15 protein-coding genes are annotated in these 19229 nt (G+C 64.3%); 8 read left to right on the forward strand and 7 right to left on the reverse strand.

The window, feature by feature from the left end:
• Nucleotides 1-158: 158 nt before the first annotated feature.
• Nucleotides 159-848, reverse strand: a complete 690-nt coding sequence (locus AC5Y4T_RS03650) for a TetR/AcrR family transcriptional regulator (protein WP_499915587.1) — start codon at nucleotides 846-848, stop codon at nucleotides 159-161.
• 320 nt (nucleotides 849-1168) lie between these two features.
• Here AC5Y4T_RS03650 and AC5Y4T_RS03655 point away from each other — a divergent pair, with 320 nt between their 5' ends.
• The 4 genes from AC5Y4T_RS03655 to AC5Y4T_RS03670 all read left to right on the forward strand — a co-directional run bounded on the left by AC5Y4T_RS03655 (nucleotide 1169) and on the right by AC5Y4T_RS03670 (nucleotide 6444).
• Nucleotides 1169-2395, forward strand: coding sequence for a cytochrome P450 (locus AC5Y4T_RS03655; protein WP_499915589.1), 1227 nt, complete (start codon nucleotides 1169-1171; stop codon nucleotides 2393-2395).
• Between the two features lie 64 nt (nucleotides 2396-2459).
• Nucleotides 2460-3665 carry an amidohydrolase family protein gene (locus AC5Y4T_RS03660; protein WP_499915591.1) on the forward strand — a complete coding sequence of 402 codons (1206 nt, stop codon included), beginning with the start codon at nucleotides 2460-2462 and terminating at the stop codon, nucleotides 3663-3665.
• A gap of 15 nt (nucleotides 3666-3680) precedes the next feature.
• The gene (locus tag AC5Y4T_RS03665; RefSeq protein ID WP_499915593.1) at nucleotides 3681-5204 is read left to right on the forward strand and encodes an aldehyde dehydrogenase family protein; all 1524 of its coding nucleotides are present in this window, start codon (nucleotides 3681-3683) and stop codon (nucleotides 5202-5204) included.
• Between the two features lie 67 nt (nucleotides 5205-5271).
• A complete protein-coding gene (locus tag AC5Y4T_RS03670) occupies nucleotides 5272-6444 on the forward strand; it encodes a CaiB/BaiF CoA transferase family protein (RefSeq protein WP_499915595.1) in 1173 nt (390 codons plus the stop codon).
• A gap of 101 nt (nucleotides 6445-6545) precedes the next feature.
• Here the strand turns inward: AC5Y4T_RS03670 and cax are convergent, their stop codons facing one another.
• Nucleotides 6546-7703, reverse strand: a complete 1158-nt coding sequence (gene cax, locus AC5Y4T_RS03675) for a calcium/proton exchanger (protein ID WP_499915598.1) — start codon at nucleotides 7701-7703, stop codon at nucleotides 6546-6548.
• 186 nt (nucleotides 7704-7889) lie between these two features.
• Here cax and AC5Y4T_RS03680 point away from each other — a divergent pair, with 186 nt between their 5' ends.
• Entirely contained in the window at nucleotides 7890-8660 is a 771-nt protein-coding gene (locus AC5Y4T_RS03680; RefSeq protein ID WP_499915600.1) for an alpha/beta fold hydrolase, read from the forward strand.
• Nucleotides 8661-8795: 135 nt separating this feature from the next.
• On the opposite strand, the gene AC5Y4T_RS03685 is transcribed toward AC5Y4T_RS03680, so the two are convergent.
• Both AC5Y4T_RS03685 and AC5Y4T_RS03690 read right to left on the reverse strand, forming a co-directional pair.
• Complete coding sequence (locus AC5Y4T_RS03685) at nucleotides 8796-8975, reverse strand: hypothetical protein (protein WP_499915601.1); 180 nt, start codon at nucleotides 8973-8975, stop codon at nucleotides 8796-8798.
• Between the two features lie 181 nt (nucleotides 8976-9156).
• The gene (locus AC5Y4T_RS03690) at nucleotides 9157-10407 is read right to left on the reverse strand and encodes a hypothetical protein (protein ID WP_499915603.1); all 1251 of its coding nucleotides are present in this window, start codon (nucleotides 10405-10407) and stop codon (nucleotides 9157-9159) included.
• A 226-nt stretch (nucleotides 10408-10633) separates the two neighbouring features.
• On the opposite strand from AC5Y4T_RS03690, the gene AC5Y4T_RS03695 reads away from it, so the two are divergent.
• Entirely contained in the window at nucleotides 10634-12052 is a 1419-nt protein-coding gene (locus AC5Y4T_RS03695; RefSeq protein WP_499915605.1) for a serine/threonine-protein kinase, read from the forward strand.
• Nucleotides 12053-12079: 27 nt separating this feature from the next.
• On the forward strand, nucleotides 12080-13210 hold the full coding sequence (locus AC5Y4T_RS03700; protein WP_499915607.1) for a BTAD domain-containing putative transcriptional regulator: 1131 nt from the start codon (nucleotides 12080-12082) through the stop codon (nucleotides 13208-13210).
• A gap of 53 nt (nucleotides 13211-13263) precedes the next feature.
• On the opposite strand, the gene AC5Y4T_RS03705 is transcribed toward AC5Y4T_RS03700, so the two are convergent.
• Complete coding sequence (locus AC5Y4T_RS03705; protein WP_499916709.1) at nucleotides 13264-14424, reverse strand: alpha/beta fold hydrolase; 1161 nt, start codon at nucleotides 14422-14424, stop codon at nucleotides 13264-13266.
• Nucleotides 14425-14545: 121 nt separating this feature from the next.
• Between AC5Y4T_RS03705 and AC5Y4T_RS03710 the strand changes: the two genes are divergently transcribed.
• Nucleotides 14546-17116 carry an excinuclease ABC subunit UvrA gene (locus AC5Y4T_RS03710; RefSeq protein ID WP_499952084.1) on the forward strand — a complete coding sequence of 857 codons (2571 nt, stop codon included), beginning with the start codon at nucleotides 14546-14548 and terminating at the stop codon, nucleotides 17114-17116.
• On the opposite strand, the gene AC5Y4T_RS03715 is transcribed toward AC5Y4T_RS03710, so the two are convergent.
• Nucleotides 17101-17970, reverse strand: coding sequence for a DUF1206 domain-containing protein (locus tag AC5Y4T_RS03715; protein WP_499915612.1), 870 nt, complete (start codon nucleotides 17968-17970; stop codon nucleotides 17101-17103). The genes AC5Y4T_RS03710 and AC5Y4T_RS03715 overlap by 16 nt on opposite strands.
• A gap of 104 nt (nucleotides 17971-18074) precedes the next feature.
• Complete coding sequence (locus AC5Y4T_RS03720; RefSeq protein WP_499915614.1) at nucleotides 18075-19199, reverse strand: glycoside hydrolase 5 family protein; 1125 nt, start codon at nucleotides 19197-19199, stop codon at nucleotides 18075-18077.
• Nucleotides 19200-19229 lie beyond the last annotated feature (30 nt).

The raw sequence follows: 19229 nt of genomic DNA on the forward strand, positions 1-19229 counted from the left end.
GCACACACGCCACTTCCTGTCTTCACGCTCGTGCCGATCGAGCAGGGTGTTCTGCGTCCGCATGGCTGCGGCTTGGTTGGCAACGACGCTAGCGACGGGAAAGCTGACGTGTCAAGTGTGACTCGATAACACTGGCCGCGGTTGAGTCGTTGGGGCTTTCAGTCGGCCGCACGCACCTTGGGGGACCGTTGGACCCGCCCGCTGCGTTTGGCGGGCGGCTTCGTAGTCGACGTGCTTACCCCTTTGGCGAGGATTTGCGATCCCAGTTCGATCTGCGCGCGGATATCTGACTCGGCCGTACCAAACCAGCGCGGTCCGAGGCTCGTTGTGAAGATGATGAAATTGGCCAGCAGCTCGGCGAACAGGTCGGCGTCCACGTCGGCGCGGATCTGCCCCGCGGCCTGGTAGTGGCGAACGCCTTCCGCGATCACGGCAGTACGGCGTGCGTGATTGGGTTGCAGCACCCGCAGCGAGAAGTCGGGATCTGACAACGCCCGACCGGAGATGTCCCAGCCGGGAACGCCGCTGTCCCGGTCATCGATCCTTAATCTCGCAAAGAAAAGCCGCTCGATATAGTCCTCGAAGCGCGTAGGCAGGTCCGCCACGACTTGCTCTTCTGCCTCACTGACCAGGTCCGCGATCTGGCGAGAAACGACTTGCTCGAAGATGCCTCGCTTGTCTACGAAGTAGTGGAACAGCATCGCTTCCGAGCAGTCCGCGCGACGGGCGATCTCCTTCGTCGCCGCGGCCGCGTATCCCGCTTCGGCAAACACCTCAGCGGCGGCTTCAAGGAGGGCTCGTTGTTTGCCGTCCTTGTCGCGAACCCGCCGCCGCGCGCCTGTGGTCATCACACATACTTTAGCGAGCAGCCGCCGGCTGAGGGAAAGCCTGCACGTGTGCCGCCCCTTCGCGCGCACTGCGCGGGCGCGTCGATCCTAACCGCTTTCAGGTAGTTATCGAGTGCGACTTGACTCCCCGGGGTCGACGATTTACTGTGCTGCCAAAGCAGATTTCGGCGTGTGCGAGAAATCCGAGGGCCGGTGCAGATGGCACGTGGACGGCACGATTGCGGCGTGCGTGGAATGTGGCCGGCCCCTCGGTGGTGGCTGTCTGGCCGGGCTGACCGCTGGCGGTGTCTCGAGATCGGCGGGGGCGGAAAGGACTACTCATGGTGAGCAAATCACCGGAGGAACACGCCCGGAACCTCGACCTTCGTCACGAGGATTTCAACGATCAAGAATTCCTCTACGAGGTCTACTCGGTGATGCGGGAGAACGGGCCGTTCAGTCACCAGGACGTGCCATTCCTGGGCCCCACGCCGGGGGGCGCGTGGGTCGCCACCCGCTACGACGACTGTTATGAGATCTTGCGTGATTGGCGCAGCTTCTCCAGCAAGCCCATGGGGCTGCAGGGCAACCCGATGTCGTTCGGCGACATCGTGATCACCCTGGATCCGCCACGGCAGCAACAACTTCGCAAGGTCCTCAACCCCTATTTTTCGCCGGGCCGGATGAAGGAGCTGGAACCCCAGGTGCGTGCGGTCACCGATGGGTTGATCGACAACTTCATCGAACTGGGCCGCGGCGATCTCGCCGACATCGCATGGCAGCAACCTGGGATCGTGTTCTTCCGGTATGTACTCGGCATGCCCGTCGAGGACGTGCCGCTCTACATCGAGACGGCCGACCTCGCGATCAATGGTGAGAGCGAAGAGGTCCGAAACGGTTCGATGACTAATCTGTACCTCCGCGTACGCGAGGAGATCGACAAGCGTCGTAGTGAACCGCCGCGTGACGACCTGATCGACGTCCTACTCGCCGCCGAGATCGACGGCGAGAAATTGAGCTTCGACGACGTTGTCGCCAATGTGATGCTGCTGGTGCAAGCGGGGCTCGAAACGACCTCTAGTGCAATGTCGTTCGCCTTCTTCTATCTGGGCACCCATTCCGCGGACCGCGACCGACTCGTACGCGAAGCCGGGTTGATGCCCGCGGCGATAGAGGAATTCATCCGGTTCGCCGGTTCGGTCCACGGACTGCATCGCTCAGTCGCCGAAGAGGTTGAACTAAGCGACCACAAATTCTGTCCCGGTGAGACGGTCGTCGTGAACTATGCGGCCGCCAACCGCGACGCGCGCGAGTTCGACGAGCCGAACAAGTGCATTCTCGACCGGCAGACAAACCGCCACCTCGGGTTCGGAGCCGGAGTCCATCGCTGTCTGGGCTCCAATCTCGCCCGGCTCGAGTTTCGGGTGGGCGTCGAACAGACCCTGAATCGGATACCCGACTACGCCATCCCCACTGGGGCAAAAGTCGATTTTCACGGGAATTCGGTCACCCGGGGCTACCGCGCCCTGCCCGTCGTCTTCACGCCGGGTGCCCGCATCGGCCGGTAAAAGGCGGCAGGCGACCGCCGAGATCGTCTCGCAGCCAACGTAATAGCGGAATCAGGGAGGAACCGTGGACAAGCAAGATCTTCAATGGATGATCTCCGTCGATGACCACATCATCGAGCCACCAAACCTATGGGTCGACCGCGCGTCGGCCGCCGACCGCGATCGAGTGCCACATGTCGAGCGCATCGACGGCGTCGATACGTGGGTCTACGAGCAAGCGCGCGCGTCGGTGCTGGGCATCTTGGTTGCGGCTCACCAAAGGCCGGCCGAGTATTCCCCGCTGCCAGTGAATTACGACGATATGCCCCGCGCATACTTCGACCCGGTGGCCCGCATCCCTGACATGGACGAGGATCATGTGATCGCGGGACTGAACTTTCCGTTTTTCCCCCGGTTCTGTGGTCAGATGTTCGCCCACCTCGGTGACCGCGACCTGGGTCTCAAGTGCGTTCGGGCGTACAACGACTTCGTCATAGATGAGTGGTGCGCGGCGGCGCCCGGTCGCTACATCCCGATGGTCATCGTCCCGTTGTGGGATACCCGACTCGCAGTCGAGGAGACACTGCGGTGCGCCGGCAAGGGCGCCAAAGCCATCGCCTTCTCGGAAAACTTGCACCCGCTGGGATTTCCGTCCATCCACTCGGGAGCATGGGACGATTTCTTCGCAGTGGTAAACGAGACGAAAATGCCGCTGTGCACACACATCGGCTCGTCGTCGGTTAGTCCCACTACGTCGCCTGACGCACCTTTCGGGGTTCAGGCGGTCAACATCAACCTCAATCTCGCGAACTCAACCACGGATTGGTTGTTCTCGGGAAAGCTGCAGAAGTACCCCGACCTGAAGATCGTGCTGGCCGAGGGCGGCATCGGCTGGATCCCCTACCTCATCGAGCGTGCAGAACATGTCGCCACCGACTACCAGTACCTGCGCGCCAACAACTGGGCGGTTGATCCGGCCACGATGCGCTTGACCCCGGTGCCCACCGACCCCGAGATTTTTCCGGAGTCACCGCGCCAGCTCTTCCGCGACCACATGTACGGCTGCTTCATCGAGGACGACTTCGGGGCGGCGAATCTCGACTCCATCGGCGTCGACAATGTGATGATCGAAACGGATTATCCGCACACCGACAGCCTGTGGCCCAACTCCCTTCAGGCCGCTCACAAGGCACTCGACGGCCGGTCCGACCTCGACAAGTACAAGGTGCTGCAAGGTAATGCTCGGCGGGTCTTCGACTTTGAGCCCGCCCCGTATCCGACGCTGACGTAGTCAACGGCTCGTTTGATGCGGGAGTACCAGAGCTTCATCGACGGTAAGTGGTTGAGCGACAACGCCATCGGCACCATCGATGTTATCGATCCGTCCAATGAAGAGTTGATCGGCCGAGTCGTCGACGCTGGACCAAAGCAGGCGGCCATGGCGATCGAGGCCGCCAGGCGGGCTTTCGACGAAGGTCCATGGCCATGGATGTCCGTGCGGGAACGGGCGAAGATCATCAAGCGATTCGCTGAGATCCTCGATGAGCGCAAAGCGGAGCTTCGGGAGCTAGTCGTCGCCGAGATCGGCTCGACCGGCTTCATCACGGACCTGATTCAGGTTGGCGGTGCCATCGAGGCCGCCCACTACTACGGCGAGTTCGTCGAACATGATGTGACGTGGGTGGAGACACCGGGCGGCCCCGTGGTTTCGCCGACCGGCCTGGGCGGCGTGACGGTGGTCCGCGAACCGGTCGGGGTGGTCGGCGTCATCACGCCGTTCAACTTTCCTTTCTCGATCAACATTCAGAAGTGTCTTGCCGCGTTGGCCGTCGGTTGCACTGTGGTGCTCAAGCCCCACCCATGGACTCCGATGAACGCCCTGGAGTTGGCCAAGGTGGGCGAGCAAGCTGGCCTTCCGCCCGGTGTGTTCAATGTGGTTGCGGGCGGTGCGGACGTGGGAGAGGAGCTGTGTACCCACAAAGGCGTTGACATGATTGGGTTCACCGGTTCGACGGCGACCGGGCGGCGCATCCGGGAGCTTTCGGCGGCAACGATGAAACGCGCGCAGCTGGAATTAGGCGGCAAGAGTGCGCACATCGTCCTCGACGATGTCACCGAAAGTGACGTTGCCGGAATAGGTTTCGGGCAAGTGCTCATGCATGCCGGACAAGCATGCACCGTCACGTCGCGACTTCTGTTGCCCGAGCACCTGCTCGAAGCGTATGTCGAGGGCCTCAAAGCCATGGCTCCGATGATCACGGTCGGCGACCCGCGTGATCCCGCCACTGTCGTCGGGCCGCTGATCAGGGATCAGCAGCGTCAACGAGTTGAAGCCTTCGTTCAGGCCGGGGTGCAGGAAGGCGCGCGGCTAGTGGCCGGCGGCAAACGTCCCGACCATCTGGAACGCGGCTTCTATTACGAGCCAACGGTATTCGTCGACTGCCGCAGCGACATGCGTTTATGTCAGGAGGAGGTGTTCGGGCCTGTACTGGCGGTGGTGACCTACAGCTCCGAAGACGAGGCCATCCGCGTTGCGAACGACTCGATCTACGGTCTGGCGGGTCTGGTGATGACCCGCAATGCGGCAAGGGGATTCAACGTCGCCAGGCAGATCCGAACCGGCACCATCATGGTGCAGACTGTCGCACCCGGTGTCGATCTAGGAGCCAATCCGGGTGGTGGGCAGGGCCCCGGCTGGTCTCTACCGGCGCGCGGCATGTTCAACGGCGGGGGGCCGTTCGGCGGCGTCAAGCAAAGCGGACTCGGCCGAGAGCAGGGGCGCTGGGGCTTTGAGGAATACACCGAGTTGAAATCGATCACAATGATGTAGCGCAGCACTGCGCCTTCGACGACGCGGCGTGGGTCCGCGTAGGGACTCCGGGCTGGAAAGGTCGCGTATGGAACTGCTGAAGGATGTCCGCGTCCTCGAAGTGTCACTGTTCTCGGCGGATGCGCTGGGCGGGCATCTGGCTGACCTGGGCGCAGAGGTGATCAAGGTGGAGCCGCCTGGCGGCGGCGGTTTCCGCGGTGCGGCGGTTTCCGGCGGCGAACTGCAGGACTCGCACTGGAATCGCGGCAAAAAGAGTGTGGCGATAAACCTGAAAACGCCTGAGGGTCAACACGCGTTTCGCCGCCTGGCCGCGACATCGGCGGTGGTGATCGACGGACTACGCTACGGAACCGCGCACCGGCTCGGTTTCAGCTACGACGACATCGCCGCAGTCAACCCGACAGTTGTGTACTGCGTGCTCAACGGCATGGGCAGCTATGGGCCCTACACCCGATTAGCCACACACGGGCTTTCCTTCGACTGTTTCGCCGGCTTAAGCCCGCCGATCATCGATGCGGATGGAACGCCACGCCTTTCGGGGGCGGCGACAGGGACGACAGGCGTTCTGGCGGGACCGCTGTATGCAGCGATGGGCGTACTCGCCGCGCTGCACGCCGCCGGGCGCGATGGCAAGCCGCAGTACGTCGAAGTAGCGCAGGTCGATGCTGCGATCAACTGGAACTTTCAACACCTCACAGCGCTGGCGAACGGTCAACCCACCTACGGTGAGGGAATCCGCGCTTCGCTTCGTTACCAGTACTACGAAACGAACGACCGCAACTACGTGGTGTTCAACGCGCTGGAGGACAAGTTCTGGCTGAGGTTCTGCGAGTCACTCGAGAGGATGGATCTCTATGAACCGGGGCGCCGGAAGCCGGGGGAGGATGTCGAAGCAGAGGCCCGGCTGCGCGAGGAGTTAACGGCAATTTTTGCGAGCCGCACGCGCAGGGAATGGACCGACTTTTTTATCGCGACCGATATCGCTGGTGCGCCAGCGTTTTTGGGAGCAGACCTGTTCGACGACGACCACGCGAAGGCTCGCCGACTCGTCTACGAGCAGGCTCAGCCGGACGGGACGTCGCAGCAATTGATTGGCACCTGCATCAAGACAAAACCCGACGAACGATTTGCACCGCCAGCAGCGCCGCGCGTTGGGCAGCATACGGAAGAGTTACTCAGCGCCCTGGCGGGCTACGACGCGGCCGAAATGGAGCGCCTTCGTTCGTCGGGTGCAATCTGAACACCGGCGCCTCCCTCGCTCACGGTTCATATATGAGGAGGTTCGGTGGGCGCCGGTTCATTCCAAGGCGTTTCGGCGTCTGTGGCGACCGTTGGAGCCGCTCATCCCCACCAGAACGACGTGGCGATCGCCACGTAGAGCGCGACGAGCACTGCTCCCTCAAACCAGGTCGACTCGCCGTCGAAGGTCACCAGCACCGCGACCAGCGCCGACATGACCATCGACGCCAACAGCAGTGGCGAGAACACCAGATCGAAACCGGGCTGGCCGAGCCATACCGCCGCCAGGCAGACGATCGGGGCGATGGTGAGTGCGATCTGGACCGGCGACTGGAGTACCACCTGAACCGCGTAGTCCATCTGGTTCTTGGCCGCCAGCTGAATGCCGACGAAATTCTCCACCGCGTTGCCGGCAATGGCCACGATCACCAGACCGGCGAACACCTCGTTGATGCCCGCGGCATGCATCGCTGGCTCTAGGGCGGCGACGAACCATTCCGATACAAAGGCCGCACCGATACCGGCGACGGCCAGCATGCCGATGGCCATCGCCAACGGCCACTCGCCGTGTGCCGTCGCGACGCTGGCAGCTTCGGCCGAATCGGGGCTGGCCACAATGGGAGAGGTCGCTCTCGAGGGTTTATCACCAGCTTGCAGCGCCGAATCGGCGGCCCGCTTTCCGAGCGTGGCGGGCAGCGAGAGTGCGAACAGCGCGAGCATGACGATGGAGACGACGACCGACACCGCCCGTTCGTGGTGTTGCGCCGGGGTGTGTATCGCAGCGGTCAGCGAGGGGACGGCCAAGATGAACACCGCGAGGGTGAACATCAGTCCGAGGGTGCGTCCGTCGTCGGCGGCGAAGCGCTGGCGGCCGTGCTTGATGCCGCCGGCCACGAATGCCAGCCCGAGCACCAGCAGGGCGTTGGACAGAATCGAGCCGACGATGGTGGCCTTCACCACGCCGGAAAGGCCTGCCTTGAGTGCGAACAGGATGACGAACAACTCGGGCAGGTTTCCCAGCGCCGTCTGCAGTATCCCAGTGGCGTTGGGCCCGAGCCGGTCTCCGACCGCCTCCACCGAACGGCCGACCAGAGATGCCAGTGTGGCCAACGCCAGTGCGGAGATCGCGAACGTCAGCAATGAATTCGCGTGGGTGAAGTTGAGAACCCCGGCTGCCATGGACGCGATCACGGTGATGGTGATCATGATGCGGTCGCGCCGGGTCAGCAGCGGTAGCCGTTCGGGATGGGTGGTCGTCACGCGCCTCTCCTCTGATCGCGCTGAAGTTTTCCACACCGAATGGTTCGCGCCGAAACCGCGCTGGTGCCGCTGCGGCGACCTCGACTTACCCCCGCCCTGTTTCGCCGAAGGCCCCCGGCGCGTCTTCTGCGGGGTTTTCGACCAAACAGACTGTTCGAAGAGCGGAAGCGGTGCCAAACTTCGGTGGTGTCCGTCGAGCTGCCGCCTCTTGTACTCCTGCATGGCGGAACCTGGTCTGGCGATCAATGGCGGGACATTGCGCCGCTGCTGTCCACCCACCACGACGTATACACACCGTCAGCCCTCGGTCATCGCGGCGGGCCGGTTGTGCAGCGGCGACCCGTCACGATCTGGGACGTGATCGATGAGTCAGAACGCTATCTCGACAAACACGGATTGGACCGCCCACATTTAGCGGGCCACTCGATGGGTGGCTTCACGGCGCTCGAATTGGCGCGCCGTGGCCGGGCCGCATCCGTCTGTGCATTTTCACCGGGTGGATTGTGGTCAGACGATCTGCGGGCCCAGGTCGCGAAGAGGGTGCGACGGCAGATAGCGATGGGCCGCTTGATGGGTCCCCTTAACCGGCTTCTGATGAAATCGCCGGGTATGCGCCGACGCTCATTGACCGATTTGACGCTGCACGGAGATCGACTCAGCTACGAGCGAACCATCGAAATCAACGAAGCGTCCTTTGCATGCACCATCACTGACGACATCTTCAACAACGCTGACGAGAAGGTCGCACCGATGGACCCCCTGCCGTGCCCAATCACCATCGCCTGGGCCGAAAACGACAGGATTCTTCCACTCGAGCTGTGCGAACCCATCGTCCGCGACTGCCTGCCCCGCGCGACTTTCACCATCTTGCCCGGCCTCGGGCACACTCCGACGGTCGATGATCCCGAGCTGGTCGCGAGCACCATCCTCGCCGTCACGTGCGCCGCAAAGGCGTAGCCATCGAGGTTGCCTTGAGCATTCGCCTGGCCTGAAGCCGTCGACGGGATCTGTTGTGCGACAACTGACCACCGCCGCAGTCACGATTGGGCACCGCCGCGATCGCGATCCGTCCGTTTCGAGACGCCGTCGTCATCACTGGACCGACAGCTTGAGAATCCGAAAGTGCAGGCCGTCGTTCAGGTACACGTTGCCCTTGCCGTCGACGGCCGCACTGGCAGGATCCTTGATGTTGTTGAACGGCAACACGATTGGAGCGAGAGCAACGTGCACGTTGTCAGCGACTTCCATCGTTACGCCGGCAGGGTGATTCATCAACTTTCCGAACGGCAGAACAATTTGGGGCGCATAGCTTCTGGGATGGGACGGTTGCGTAGTGCTTATAGGCGTCGCGGCGGTCGGCGCGCCGGGGTCGCCGCTGGCACATCCCGCCGCGGCAATCCCGATCCCGCGGTTAGGGCGATTAGGCGAGCCGGTTGTCTCATTTCAGAACTTCCTACCGCTGCCCCGGGTAGGGCACCGCGCTGACGACGCCACCGCCGTTGACGGTCTCGCCGAGCAGCACCGTCGAGGTTCCGGCCGAGGGGTTGTAGTCGATAAGTGACTGGCCGCCTCCACACCCGGCCCTGGCTTGAAGGTCGAGGTCGCCCCCGTTGACGCCGACCACCACGACGCTGCGGCTCTTCACGCCGGGCACCGAGACCTGCGACGTTGTGCCGTCGTCGTTGAGCTTGGCGACGAACACGACGCCGCACGCCCCCGTGGCCTGCAGGAACGTCCCCGCCGGGAGCCGCCACGCGTTCAGGTCACCGTAGTCGGGCCCGTGCCCGTCGTTGGGCGCGGTCAGAGCCGTCGGTGTCCCGCCGTCGATAGGCACCAACCACAGCTGCGACCCGGTGGAGGTACCGCAATGGGCGAGGGCAACACCGGTGTCCCACCAGCGCACAGGCCTGCAGTCCTTCTGCCCCGCGATCGGCAGGGTGTTGCCGGCAACCCCGTCGTTGCCCATCAAAGCCAGGCCGGAGTGTGTGCCCAGCACCAGCTGCGTGCCATCGGGGGTCGAGAGGTACCCGTCAACGTCTTGGCCCAGCGGGTACGTCAGCTGGTGGTTACCCGCGAGGTCGACGCGTTCGAGCGATGCAGGCCCCGACAGGTCCGACCTGTCCAGCAGGATCGCCTTGCCGTCCGGGCGTGTGTAGCGAGGGGACGCGTGGCTACCGTCGATGGCGAACGTTGTTCTCTCGCCGCTGCGCAGGTCGACCTCTGTGACGGTGTTGTGGCCCTTCTGCTCGCTGAGGACCAGGGCGCGTGTCCCGTCGCCCGACCAGTCGACCAACCTCGAACGCGAACCCTGGCCCGGCGGCGGGAAGGTGGTGATCGGGTAACGGCCACCCGCAGGATCGACGAGGTACAGCGTCGTGGTGGCCGTCTCCCAGGTTGGTGACCCGGGGGGAGGCGCTTCACCGGGATGCAAGCCCGGAACCGGGCTCCACACCGCGAGCATCCAACCCGGGCCAACTTGCGACCAGGAAACGGTCGTCAGCGGAGCCTCGACGCCGTGGGCCGCCATCGCTGGCGGGCTATCGGGCTCGGTGTGTGCGGTCGGCGGCGGGGCGATTGCCGCCGCGAACGTAGCAATGGCCAGCGGGAGCGTCGCCAGCCCAATCCGTCGCCGGAAACCCGTGCGCGGACTGACGTTACGAAGGTCGCGGTCTCCCGGGTGTGCGCGATGCGTTGGGTTGAGCATTTCGTGTCCTTCGAAAAACATGGCCGGACCTGGGCTCCGGCGTGGCTGGCTATGTGCTGGGGGCTGCGTTGCCCGGTCACGTAGAGGCTGCGCCGCATGCCTTGCGTGTTTCTTGCGCCGGGCTTGTGCCGGCCGGGCGACCCGCATCCGACGGCTTCCTCAGCAAACGGGTGCGTGGGCGGGCCGTGAGCGAGATACTGCGTCGGTACCCGAAGCAATCAAGGGGATGGTGGTGGACTCGCGCGTCGGTATGACGTTCGGTAAGTACAACCTCACGCGCCTGCTCGGCAAGGGCGGGGGCGGGGCGGTCTATGAGGCCTTTGACACGGGCAAACAGCGAACCGTTGCGGTGAAGATCCTGGCCGACGAGCTTTCAACCAACCCCACGTTTCGCACACGATTTCAGCGGGAGTCGCAGGCGGCGGCAATTCTGCAGGAACCACATGTCATTCCGATCCACGACTGGGGCGAGATCGACGGCAGTCTGTACATCGAAATGCGGCTGGTGCAGGGGCAGACCCTTCAGGAATTGATCGCGAACGGTCCGCTGACGCCCGCACGCGCGGTGGCCATCATCAGTCAGGTCGCCGCCGCACTGGATGCCGCACACGGCGAGGGATTGATCCATCGAGACATCAAGCCGCAGAACATCATCGTCACCGCCGCCGACTTTGTATATCTCGTCGACTTCGGAATAGCCGAGGGCCGAGGCGATCCTCGGCTGACGACGGTGGGAACTCAGATCGGCACGTTGAATTACATGGCGCCCGAACGATTTCGCAACGAAGTGGCCACACCCGCGGTCGACGTCTACTCGCTGGCGTGCGTGTTGTACGAGTCGCTCACCGCAGACGCCCCGTTTGCCGGAGACAGCCTCGAGCATGTGGTCGCCGCCCACCTAGCTCTGCCACCCCCGCGACCCAGCGCGACCAATCCGCGAATTCCCGCCGCGCTCGACGACGTCGTCGCCCGCGGCATGGCCAAACATCCCGACGACCGGTACGGATCGGCGGGCGCCCTCGCCCGTGCGGCCCAACGCGCGTTGGGGAGCGGTGGCGAAACCACCGGTCCCACAGCGGCACCGGATGAAGCATGGAATTACTTCGACGGCACCCGGCCGCTCGCCGCGGGAGCCCGATCGGGCCGCACTGCCGCGGAGCCTCGCAGCCAAGGCAGGCGCCGGTGGGTGCTGCCGAGCGTGATCGCGATATCGGCGGCTCTGGTGCTGGCCGGCATCGGTTTGGACATCGGCCTGTTCACCAACGGGCCGAGCGCCCAGCGGGAGACCCCCGCGCGTGCTTCGCTGCCTCCGCTGGTGACCGGCCCCGACCTGAGCGCCCTGCACCAGTCCTGCGATCAGGGCTTTTCGTTGCAGAATGCCACGGGTTTCGGCACCCACGCCGGCCGCGGGACCCCCGAAACCTCATGCCTTTTCGCCAACAGCGTTTTGACCACCTACTGGGCGGAATACGGCAACGCCAGCCCGCTACCCCGGGCCGTCTCGGCGCCGGGTGCCGTCGACTGCACAACGGTGTCCGGTGCGCTGTGCAACGGCTCCAACTTTCTCATGCACTGCCAGCAGCAACCGGGGGACAGCTGGATCACCTGCGTCGGCGGGAGCAGCGCGCGTGTGTACCTGTGGTGAGGGAATGGCGAACGGATTGCGATCGCTATGACGCTCAGCGCGTTGCGGTTTGGGCTCTTGGGGCCGTTACAGATGAGCGCCGACGGTACCGACCTACCGTTGGGCGCGGCGAAACAGCGAGCGGTGCTGGCCTTGCTGTTGATCAACCGCAACCGCACCGTTGCGGTTGATTCGTTGATCGAGGCTGCGTGGCAACAAGGCCCGCCGCCCGAAGCACGAGCGAGCCTGCATGCGCATGTGTCCAGGATCCGCCGATTGATCAGCGGTGCGGGCGCCGACCCCGCCGCGATCCTGGCCAGCATCCAGCCGGGCTATCGGCTTAGCGTGGCCGAAAAGGATTGCGATTTAGGCCGTTTCACGACCGAAAGCAAAGCAGGAATTGAGGCGGCGGCCGCCGGACGGTTCGAACAGGCCAGTGGTCACTTGTCGGCCGCGCTGGCCGAATGGCGCGGACCGGTGCTCGAGGATCTGCGTGACTTCCCGTTCGTGGACGCCTTCGACGCCGCTCTGATGGAGGACAAGTTGGTGGCACTCACCGCGCGGGCGGAGGCCGAAATGGCTTGCGGTCGAGCCCGTTCGATTATCGGTGAGCTCGAATCCCTGGCGACCGAGCATCCATACCGAGAGCCGCTGTGGGCGCAACTGATCACCGCCTACTATCTGACGGAACGCCAATACGACGCGCTTGATACCTACGCGCGGCTCAAGGCTGCGCTCGCAGACGATTTGGGCATTGACCCCGGCCCCACATTGCAGCGTCTTCATCAACGGATCCTTCGCCAAGAGCCGCTAAACGTCGAACAGGCTGCGCGCGCAACAGCCAAACGCGCTGCGGTGACTCGTCGGCGCTCCGCCGAGCCTGCGCACGACTCCGACGTCGCACACCTGCGCGACACCGAAGGAAGACGTTATCCGCTGCGAGGAACAGTAACCAGGATCGGCCGCCTCCCCGAGAATGACATCGTTCTCGACGATGACACCGTCAGTCGCTACCACGCGGTGATTGTCGACACCGGAAATACTTTCGTGCTTACCGATCTCCGGTCAGCCAACGGTGTCGACGTCGGGGAGCAGCGGATTCGCGCCAGCGCGACGCTGGCCGATGGCGACCAGATCTGCATCTGCGGCCACGGATTCACCTTCGAGATCGCGCGGTAGTCGACTATCGCAATTTTCGTGGCCATCCGTTGCGCCGGTACTGCCCGCCAAAGTCAGGGCAGCTTCTCGCGGCGGTCCGGCTCAATCCGGGTGTTCTGCCGGATCAGCGATCGTGCCTGATGCAGGTGTTTGGCCGCCCACCTGCGATACGTGCGTCGAGCCCACGACAGCCGCTCCTGCGAACGCTCGGTACGGCGCACCAGTTCGAGTTCGACATGGTCGAGCTCGCCCGCCCCGATCTCAACTCGCTCCCGACCGTGGATGAACTCCAACACCAGCGCATCGGGATCCAGCAGTTCGCGCTCCCAGGCCTCGTGGTCATCGACGTCCGCGATTCCCATCGCATCGGCCGCGTTGCGCAGCACCTCGCCGAGTTCGCCGTCCAGCAGTTGACGAAACGCGTCGGCGCCCTGCCGCGGATTGGCAATCATCCACGAGTGGTACGCGTCGGGCACCCGGTATAGCGTGGCGTCGGCCTCGTTGGCGATGTCGCGAGCGTGCGGGAAAGGCACAATCATGTCTTTTTCGGCGTGGACAACCATCGTGGGCATCCCCTCGTCGCGCATGGTGTGCAGCATCGGCGTGTAATCACCCGACTCGATGATGGCCTTGATCGTCCGGACGGCTCCAATGGGATAACGCAGGTTCGGCACCGCTACCGCCGCAAGCACGCGAAAGTACCCGAGCTGCTCCGCGGCCGAGAGCTGCGTCGGGTCGCCCAGCGTGTCGCGAACGGCGGTGTAGGCCGCACCCAACGCCTTCGTGGGCGACTTCACCAGTTCCGGGATGGTCGTGTCGAACCGCCCGCCGGCCGCCGGGTCGAACAGCACGGCGGCGAGTACCCGCTCGGGCGCCCGCGCGGCCAGCTGGATTGTCATTCGCCCACCCATCGAATGGCCGACGAACACTGCTTGCCCGATGCCGAGCGCGTCCAACGTCCGTAATACCGAATCGGCGCGATCGCTGAAGCCGCAGGCGTCGCCGGGCAGTCGCCCGGTGTCGCCGTGCCCGGCGGCATCGACGGCGACGACCAGAAATCCCATACCGGCGATGCGGCTGAGCATCCGTAGATATGCCTTACGACTCAGCAGAAGTCCGTGCATGAACAGCAACGGCACTCCGCGGCCGCCGACTGAAAGCCCGATCCGGCGCCCGTCATCGAGTTCCACGACGTGATGACTCAGGCGGATGCGGCTTGATGATGTCTGCGTCATGGCCACGGCGGAGTTCCCGGCCGGCCGGGCGTTGAAACGGCGTCTCGAGGCGTCGGTCCCGGTGTCGACCAGCACGCCTCGCGCTTGCGGGCGCCGCGGCAGGGGTACTCGGCTGAACAAGATGACGCAAATGTCCCATCGAAGCACGGACGACATCGACCCTTGCGTGCGCGTTTACGGGGCGCGGGTCCACAATCTGCGGGGTGTCGACGTGGTAGCGCCGCGTGACGCGCTGGTCGCGTTCACCGGGATCTCCGGTTCCGGCAAATCGTCGTTGGCCTTCGGGACCATCTATGCCGAGGCGCAGCGCCGTTACTTCGAATCGGTCGCTCCGTACGCCCGTCGCCTGCTGTTGCCGACCGGCGCGCCAAAGGTAGACGACATCACCGGTCTCCCGCCCGCGGTAGCGCTGCAGCAGCGCCGTGGTTCGGCGACGTCGCGGTCGACGGTCGGCACCGTGACCACCTTGTCCAACCTGCTGAGGATGCTGTTCTCCCGCGCCGGGACCTATCCCCGAGGCGCCACGGAACGACTGGACTCCGATGCGTTCTCGCCGAACACCGCGGTCGGTGCGTGCCCGGAATGCCATGGGCTGGGACGGATTCATCGGGTGACCGAAGAGACACTGGTGCCGGACCCCTCGCTGACCATTCGTGAAGGTGCGGTGGCCGCATGGCCGGGCGCTTGGCAGGGCCAGAACCTCCGCGACATCCTCGTCACGCTGGGCTACGACATCGACAAGCCATGGCGGAAACTGCCTAAGCGGCAACGCAATTGGATCCTGTTCACCGATGAGCAGCCAACGGTCGAGATCGATCCCAGCCAGCATCCCGTGCAGGCCGACTATTACTACAACGGCACGTTCTCCAGCGCCGAACGCCACGTCCGCCACACCTTGGCCAACTCGCATAGCGCGATGATGCGTCGTCGCGTACTGCAATTCGTCGACAGCGTCGAGTGCCCCGTATGCGACGGTTCCGGGCTGCGGCCCGAGGCGCTGAGGGTGACTTTCGCCGGCCGCACCATCGCCGACTACACGGCGATGCCGCTGGCCGAGCTTGCTGACGCGTTGCGCCCGACGGCTTCTCGGACCGATGCCGCCGCCGCTTACGAGTCAACGCAATCCGGTGAGCTGACAGAAGTGGCGACCATGATCGCCGCCGACCTGGTCGCACGCCTGCAGGTACTCATCAATCTTGGCCTCGGTTATCTCACTCTTAGTCGCCGCACTCCGACGGTGTCGCCCGGCGAACTGCAGCGGTTGCGGCTGGCCACTCAGCTGCGTGCCGGCCTGTTCGGCGTGCTTTATGTGCTCGACGAGCCGTCGGCCGGACTGCACCCCGCCGACGCCGAACCGCTACTCGAGGTGCTCGATCGCCTTCGGCGCGCGGGCAATTCGCTCTTCGTGGTGGAGCACGAGATGGACGTGGTGCGCCGTGCCGACTGGATCGTCGACGTCGGGCCCGGGGCGGGGGAGCTTGGCGGCGGCGTGCTCTACAGCGGGCCGGTGCCGGGTCTGGCCGACGTCGAAGGGTCGGTCACCCGCCGGTACCTATTCGACGGGGCCAGGCCGCAGTCGCGCGAAGCCCGCACCCAGTCGGGGCAGCTGCGGCTGCGCGGGATCTGCTTCCACAATTTGACAGACCTCGACGTGGACCTACCGCTCGGTGTGTACACCGCGGTCACCGGAGTGTCCGGTTCGGGCAAGTCGACGCTCGTCGTCAAGGTCCTCGGCGATGTCGTGAAAAGCCATCTCGGCACGGGACGGGTTGTGGAGCCGACCGAATCCGATGACGACGAAACGGACAACGGGATCATCGATCTCGATCACGACGCGAGCGTCGGAGTGACGGCCGAGGGGACCGAAAATATCAACCGGTTGGTATCGGTCGACCAGCGCCCGATCGGACGCACCCCGCGGTCGACGCTGGCGACCTACACCGGCTTGTTCGACGCCGTCCGCCGCGAATTCGCCGCGACTCCAAAGGCGCGTCGCCGCGGTTGGACAGCGGGCAGGTTTTCCTTCAATGTGGCCGAGGGCCGCTGCCCGACCTGTCAGGGGGAGGGGTTTGTCTCGGTCGAATTGTTGTTCCTGCCAGGCACATACGCAACCTGCCCGGCCTGTCACGGAGCGCGTTACTCCGACGAGACGCTCGAGGTGCGCTACCGCGACCGTACGATCGCCGACGTGCTCGCGATGACCGTCGACGAGGCTTCGGAATTTTTTGCCGACGTCGCCAACGCAGCGCGGAGCCTGACGACGTTGCAAGAGGTCGGGCTGGGGTATCTCCGTCTGGGACAACCCGCGACCGAGCTGTCGGGTGGCGAGGCGCAGCGAATCAAGCTCGCCTCCGAACTGCAGCGGCCCCGGCGAGGGCACACCCTCTACGTCCTCGACGAGCCGACCACCGGGCTGCACCCTGCCGATGTGGACCTGCTCGATCGTCAACTGCACCGCCTGGTCGATGCGGGCAATACCGTCGTGGTGGCCGAACACGACATGCGGATGGTCGCCGGTGCGGACTGGGTGATCGACCTGGGACCGGGAGCCGGCAGCGACGGCGGTCGGGTCGTTGCGGTGGGGCCGCCGAAGAAGGTGGCGCGTGCGAAATACAGTCGTACGGCGCCCTATCTGGCGAAAGCGGTTGGTGCTGTTCGAGACTCGGTGAGTCCGAGTCACATCCGCGAATAGCGGCTCAGGGCGAAGCTGTACAGGCCGTAGGCGGCAAATCCGCATCCTGCCAGAAGGATCAGCCCTGTGCCGAACGGGGCCTCACGTAACGTCTTCACCGCGCCGTCCAGACCCGTCGCCTTCGATGGGTCGGCGCGGATGGAGGCGACGACGACCAGGAGGCCGGCCCCGGCCAACACCGTGCCTTCGGCGACGTACCCACAAAAGCCTAACGCGGTGATCGCGCGCCCCGGCGAAACGGTGAGATCATTGCAGAACCGCCGTGATGCTCCCTTCCAGGCGAAGTAACCACCGATTATGACGATCACCAGGCCGACCGCGACGAGGACCACTTTGCCCTGCGCAGACTGCATCAACCGCGCGCTGAGCCCGGCGTTTTGCACTGCGCTCGATTTGCGCCTCCCCAGTGCGAACTGCATCGCGGTGACTGCGACCGCCGTATACACAATGGCGAGGCCAAAGGCCTTGAGCCGGTTGATCGGTCGAAAATCTCGGGGATCACGCCGACGTTCGGCCGGGTGGAGGCCGACAACGGTCTCCGCAAGCCGCCATAGCGTCAGGGGAACCAGCGCTACCGCGACTGCCCACAGCGCGATGAAACCGCCAGTGGTGTCGGCGATAGTTCTCAAGGCACCGGTCTGATCAGCATCGGCCTTGCCTCCTAGCGCAACGCGGACGACGAGGTAAGCGATCAACAGGTGCATCAGCCCACTGATGACATACCCGACGCGCGCCGCAATCTGTGGGGCCCGCTCAGATGTAGCGCGTCGCACGACATCAGTGGGATTGATCCCCCCGCCCTTGTCGCTGGCGCTCCCCGGCAGCTCATTCCGGGCTTCATTCGCGCCGCTCATCAGCGTGTCCTTATCTTTGGATGCCAGTGATGCGCCGAGTGGCGACTACCCCTTTTCCTGCTGAGCCACGCGCGCGCTGGTCCTTAAGCTTCCAGGCCCCGTCGTCACAGCTTGGTCAGATTGCCAATCGTTTGAAACTCAGAGTCTTGGTAGGGTCGCCCGTCGGGTTGAATCAAGTCCTGAAACCAGAGCTGCGGAACCGCCGTGTACGGGTGGTCCCAGGAGTCCCACGGAAAGTAGGTTTGGGTCTTACCGGCCACCAGCCCCCAGTTGATCGCACCGACGTTGTGCCGCTTGGCGACTGGCAGAACGCCGTCCACGGTGCTGCCCGCTGTCCGAGCGAGGTACTCGGTGCAAAGGATGGGGCGTCCCATCGGGGACAGTTCGGCGATCCGGTCCTCGAAGCCCGCCGGTTTGTCGTAAGAGTGGAAGGTGATCACGTCGGAGTTGTTCAGTTGAATGTTTGCGATTTCGCTTCGCCTCGAAGGATCTCCCCACACTCCGTCCCACACGGCACTGGTCAATGGTTGACTCGGATCAACCGAACGTGCCCACCCGAACACCAGCGAGAGCATGTCGGCCACGCGGTCCAGCTTGTCTGTTCGCTCTACCTTTCGGTACACACGGGCGGGATTGTCGGGCTCGTTCCATAGGTCCCATCCCAAAACACGCTCATCAGTGCGGAATTGGTTCAAGACGCCCGTGACATAGTCTCGCAGGGTGCGACGGTAGTCGAGGTCATCGAGCCGCTCCGCGCCAGGGCTTTGTACCCAGCCGGAGTTGTGAATTCCTGGTTTGGGTGCGCGCTGCGGTCCGGCTTTCGGGAACGGATCCCAACACGAGTCGAAGAAGACAAACAGTGGTTTGATCCTGTGGCGGGCCGCTATGGCCACAAACTCCGCCAGACGTTTTTGGAAGCCTCGCGCGTCCTGCGCCCACAGCTGATCGTGGAGGAAGACTCGCGCAGCGTTGAGCCCATGTGTCTGGGCCCAGCCGAGCTCGATATCGATGCGCCGGGGGTCGAAGGTGTCGGACTGAAACATCTCGAGCTGGTTGATGGCGTTCGAGGTGATGTAGTTGGCGCCGACGAGCCATCCCTGCGCCTGGTACCAGCGATTGGCCCGGTCCGACGACCATGGAGTTTGGACTGCGGCGGCGCGCGGCGTCGGGGTGAGCGTAGTGCCCGCCGCGACTAGCAGCGGTATCTTCAGCACCGTTCGACGCCTCACGTAGTGACGATAGGAGATCCGTTTCGGCGC

The sequence above is a fragment of the Mycobacterium sp. NGS11 genome (assembly GCF_059813315.1).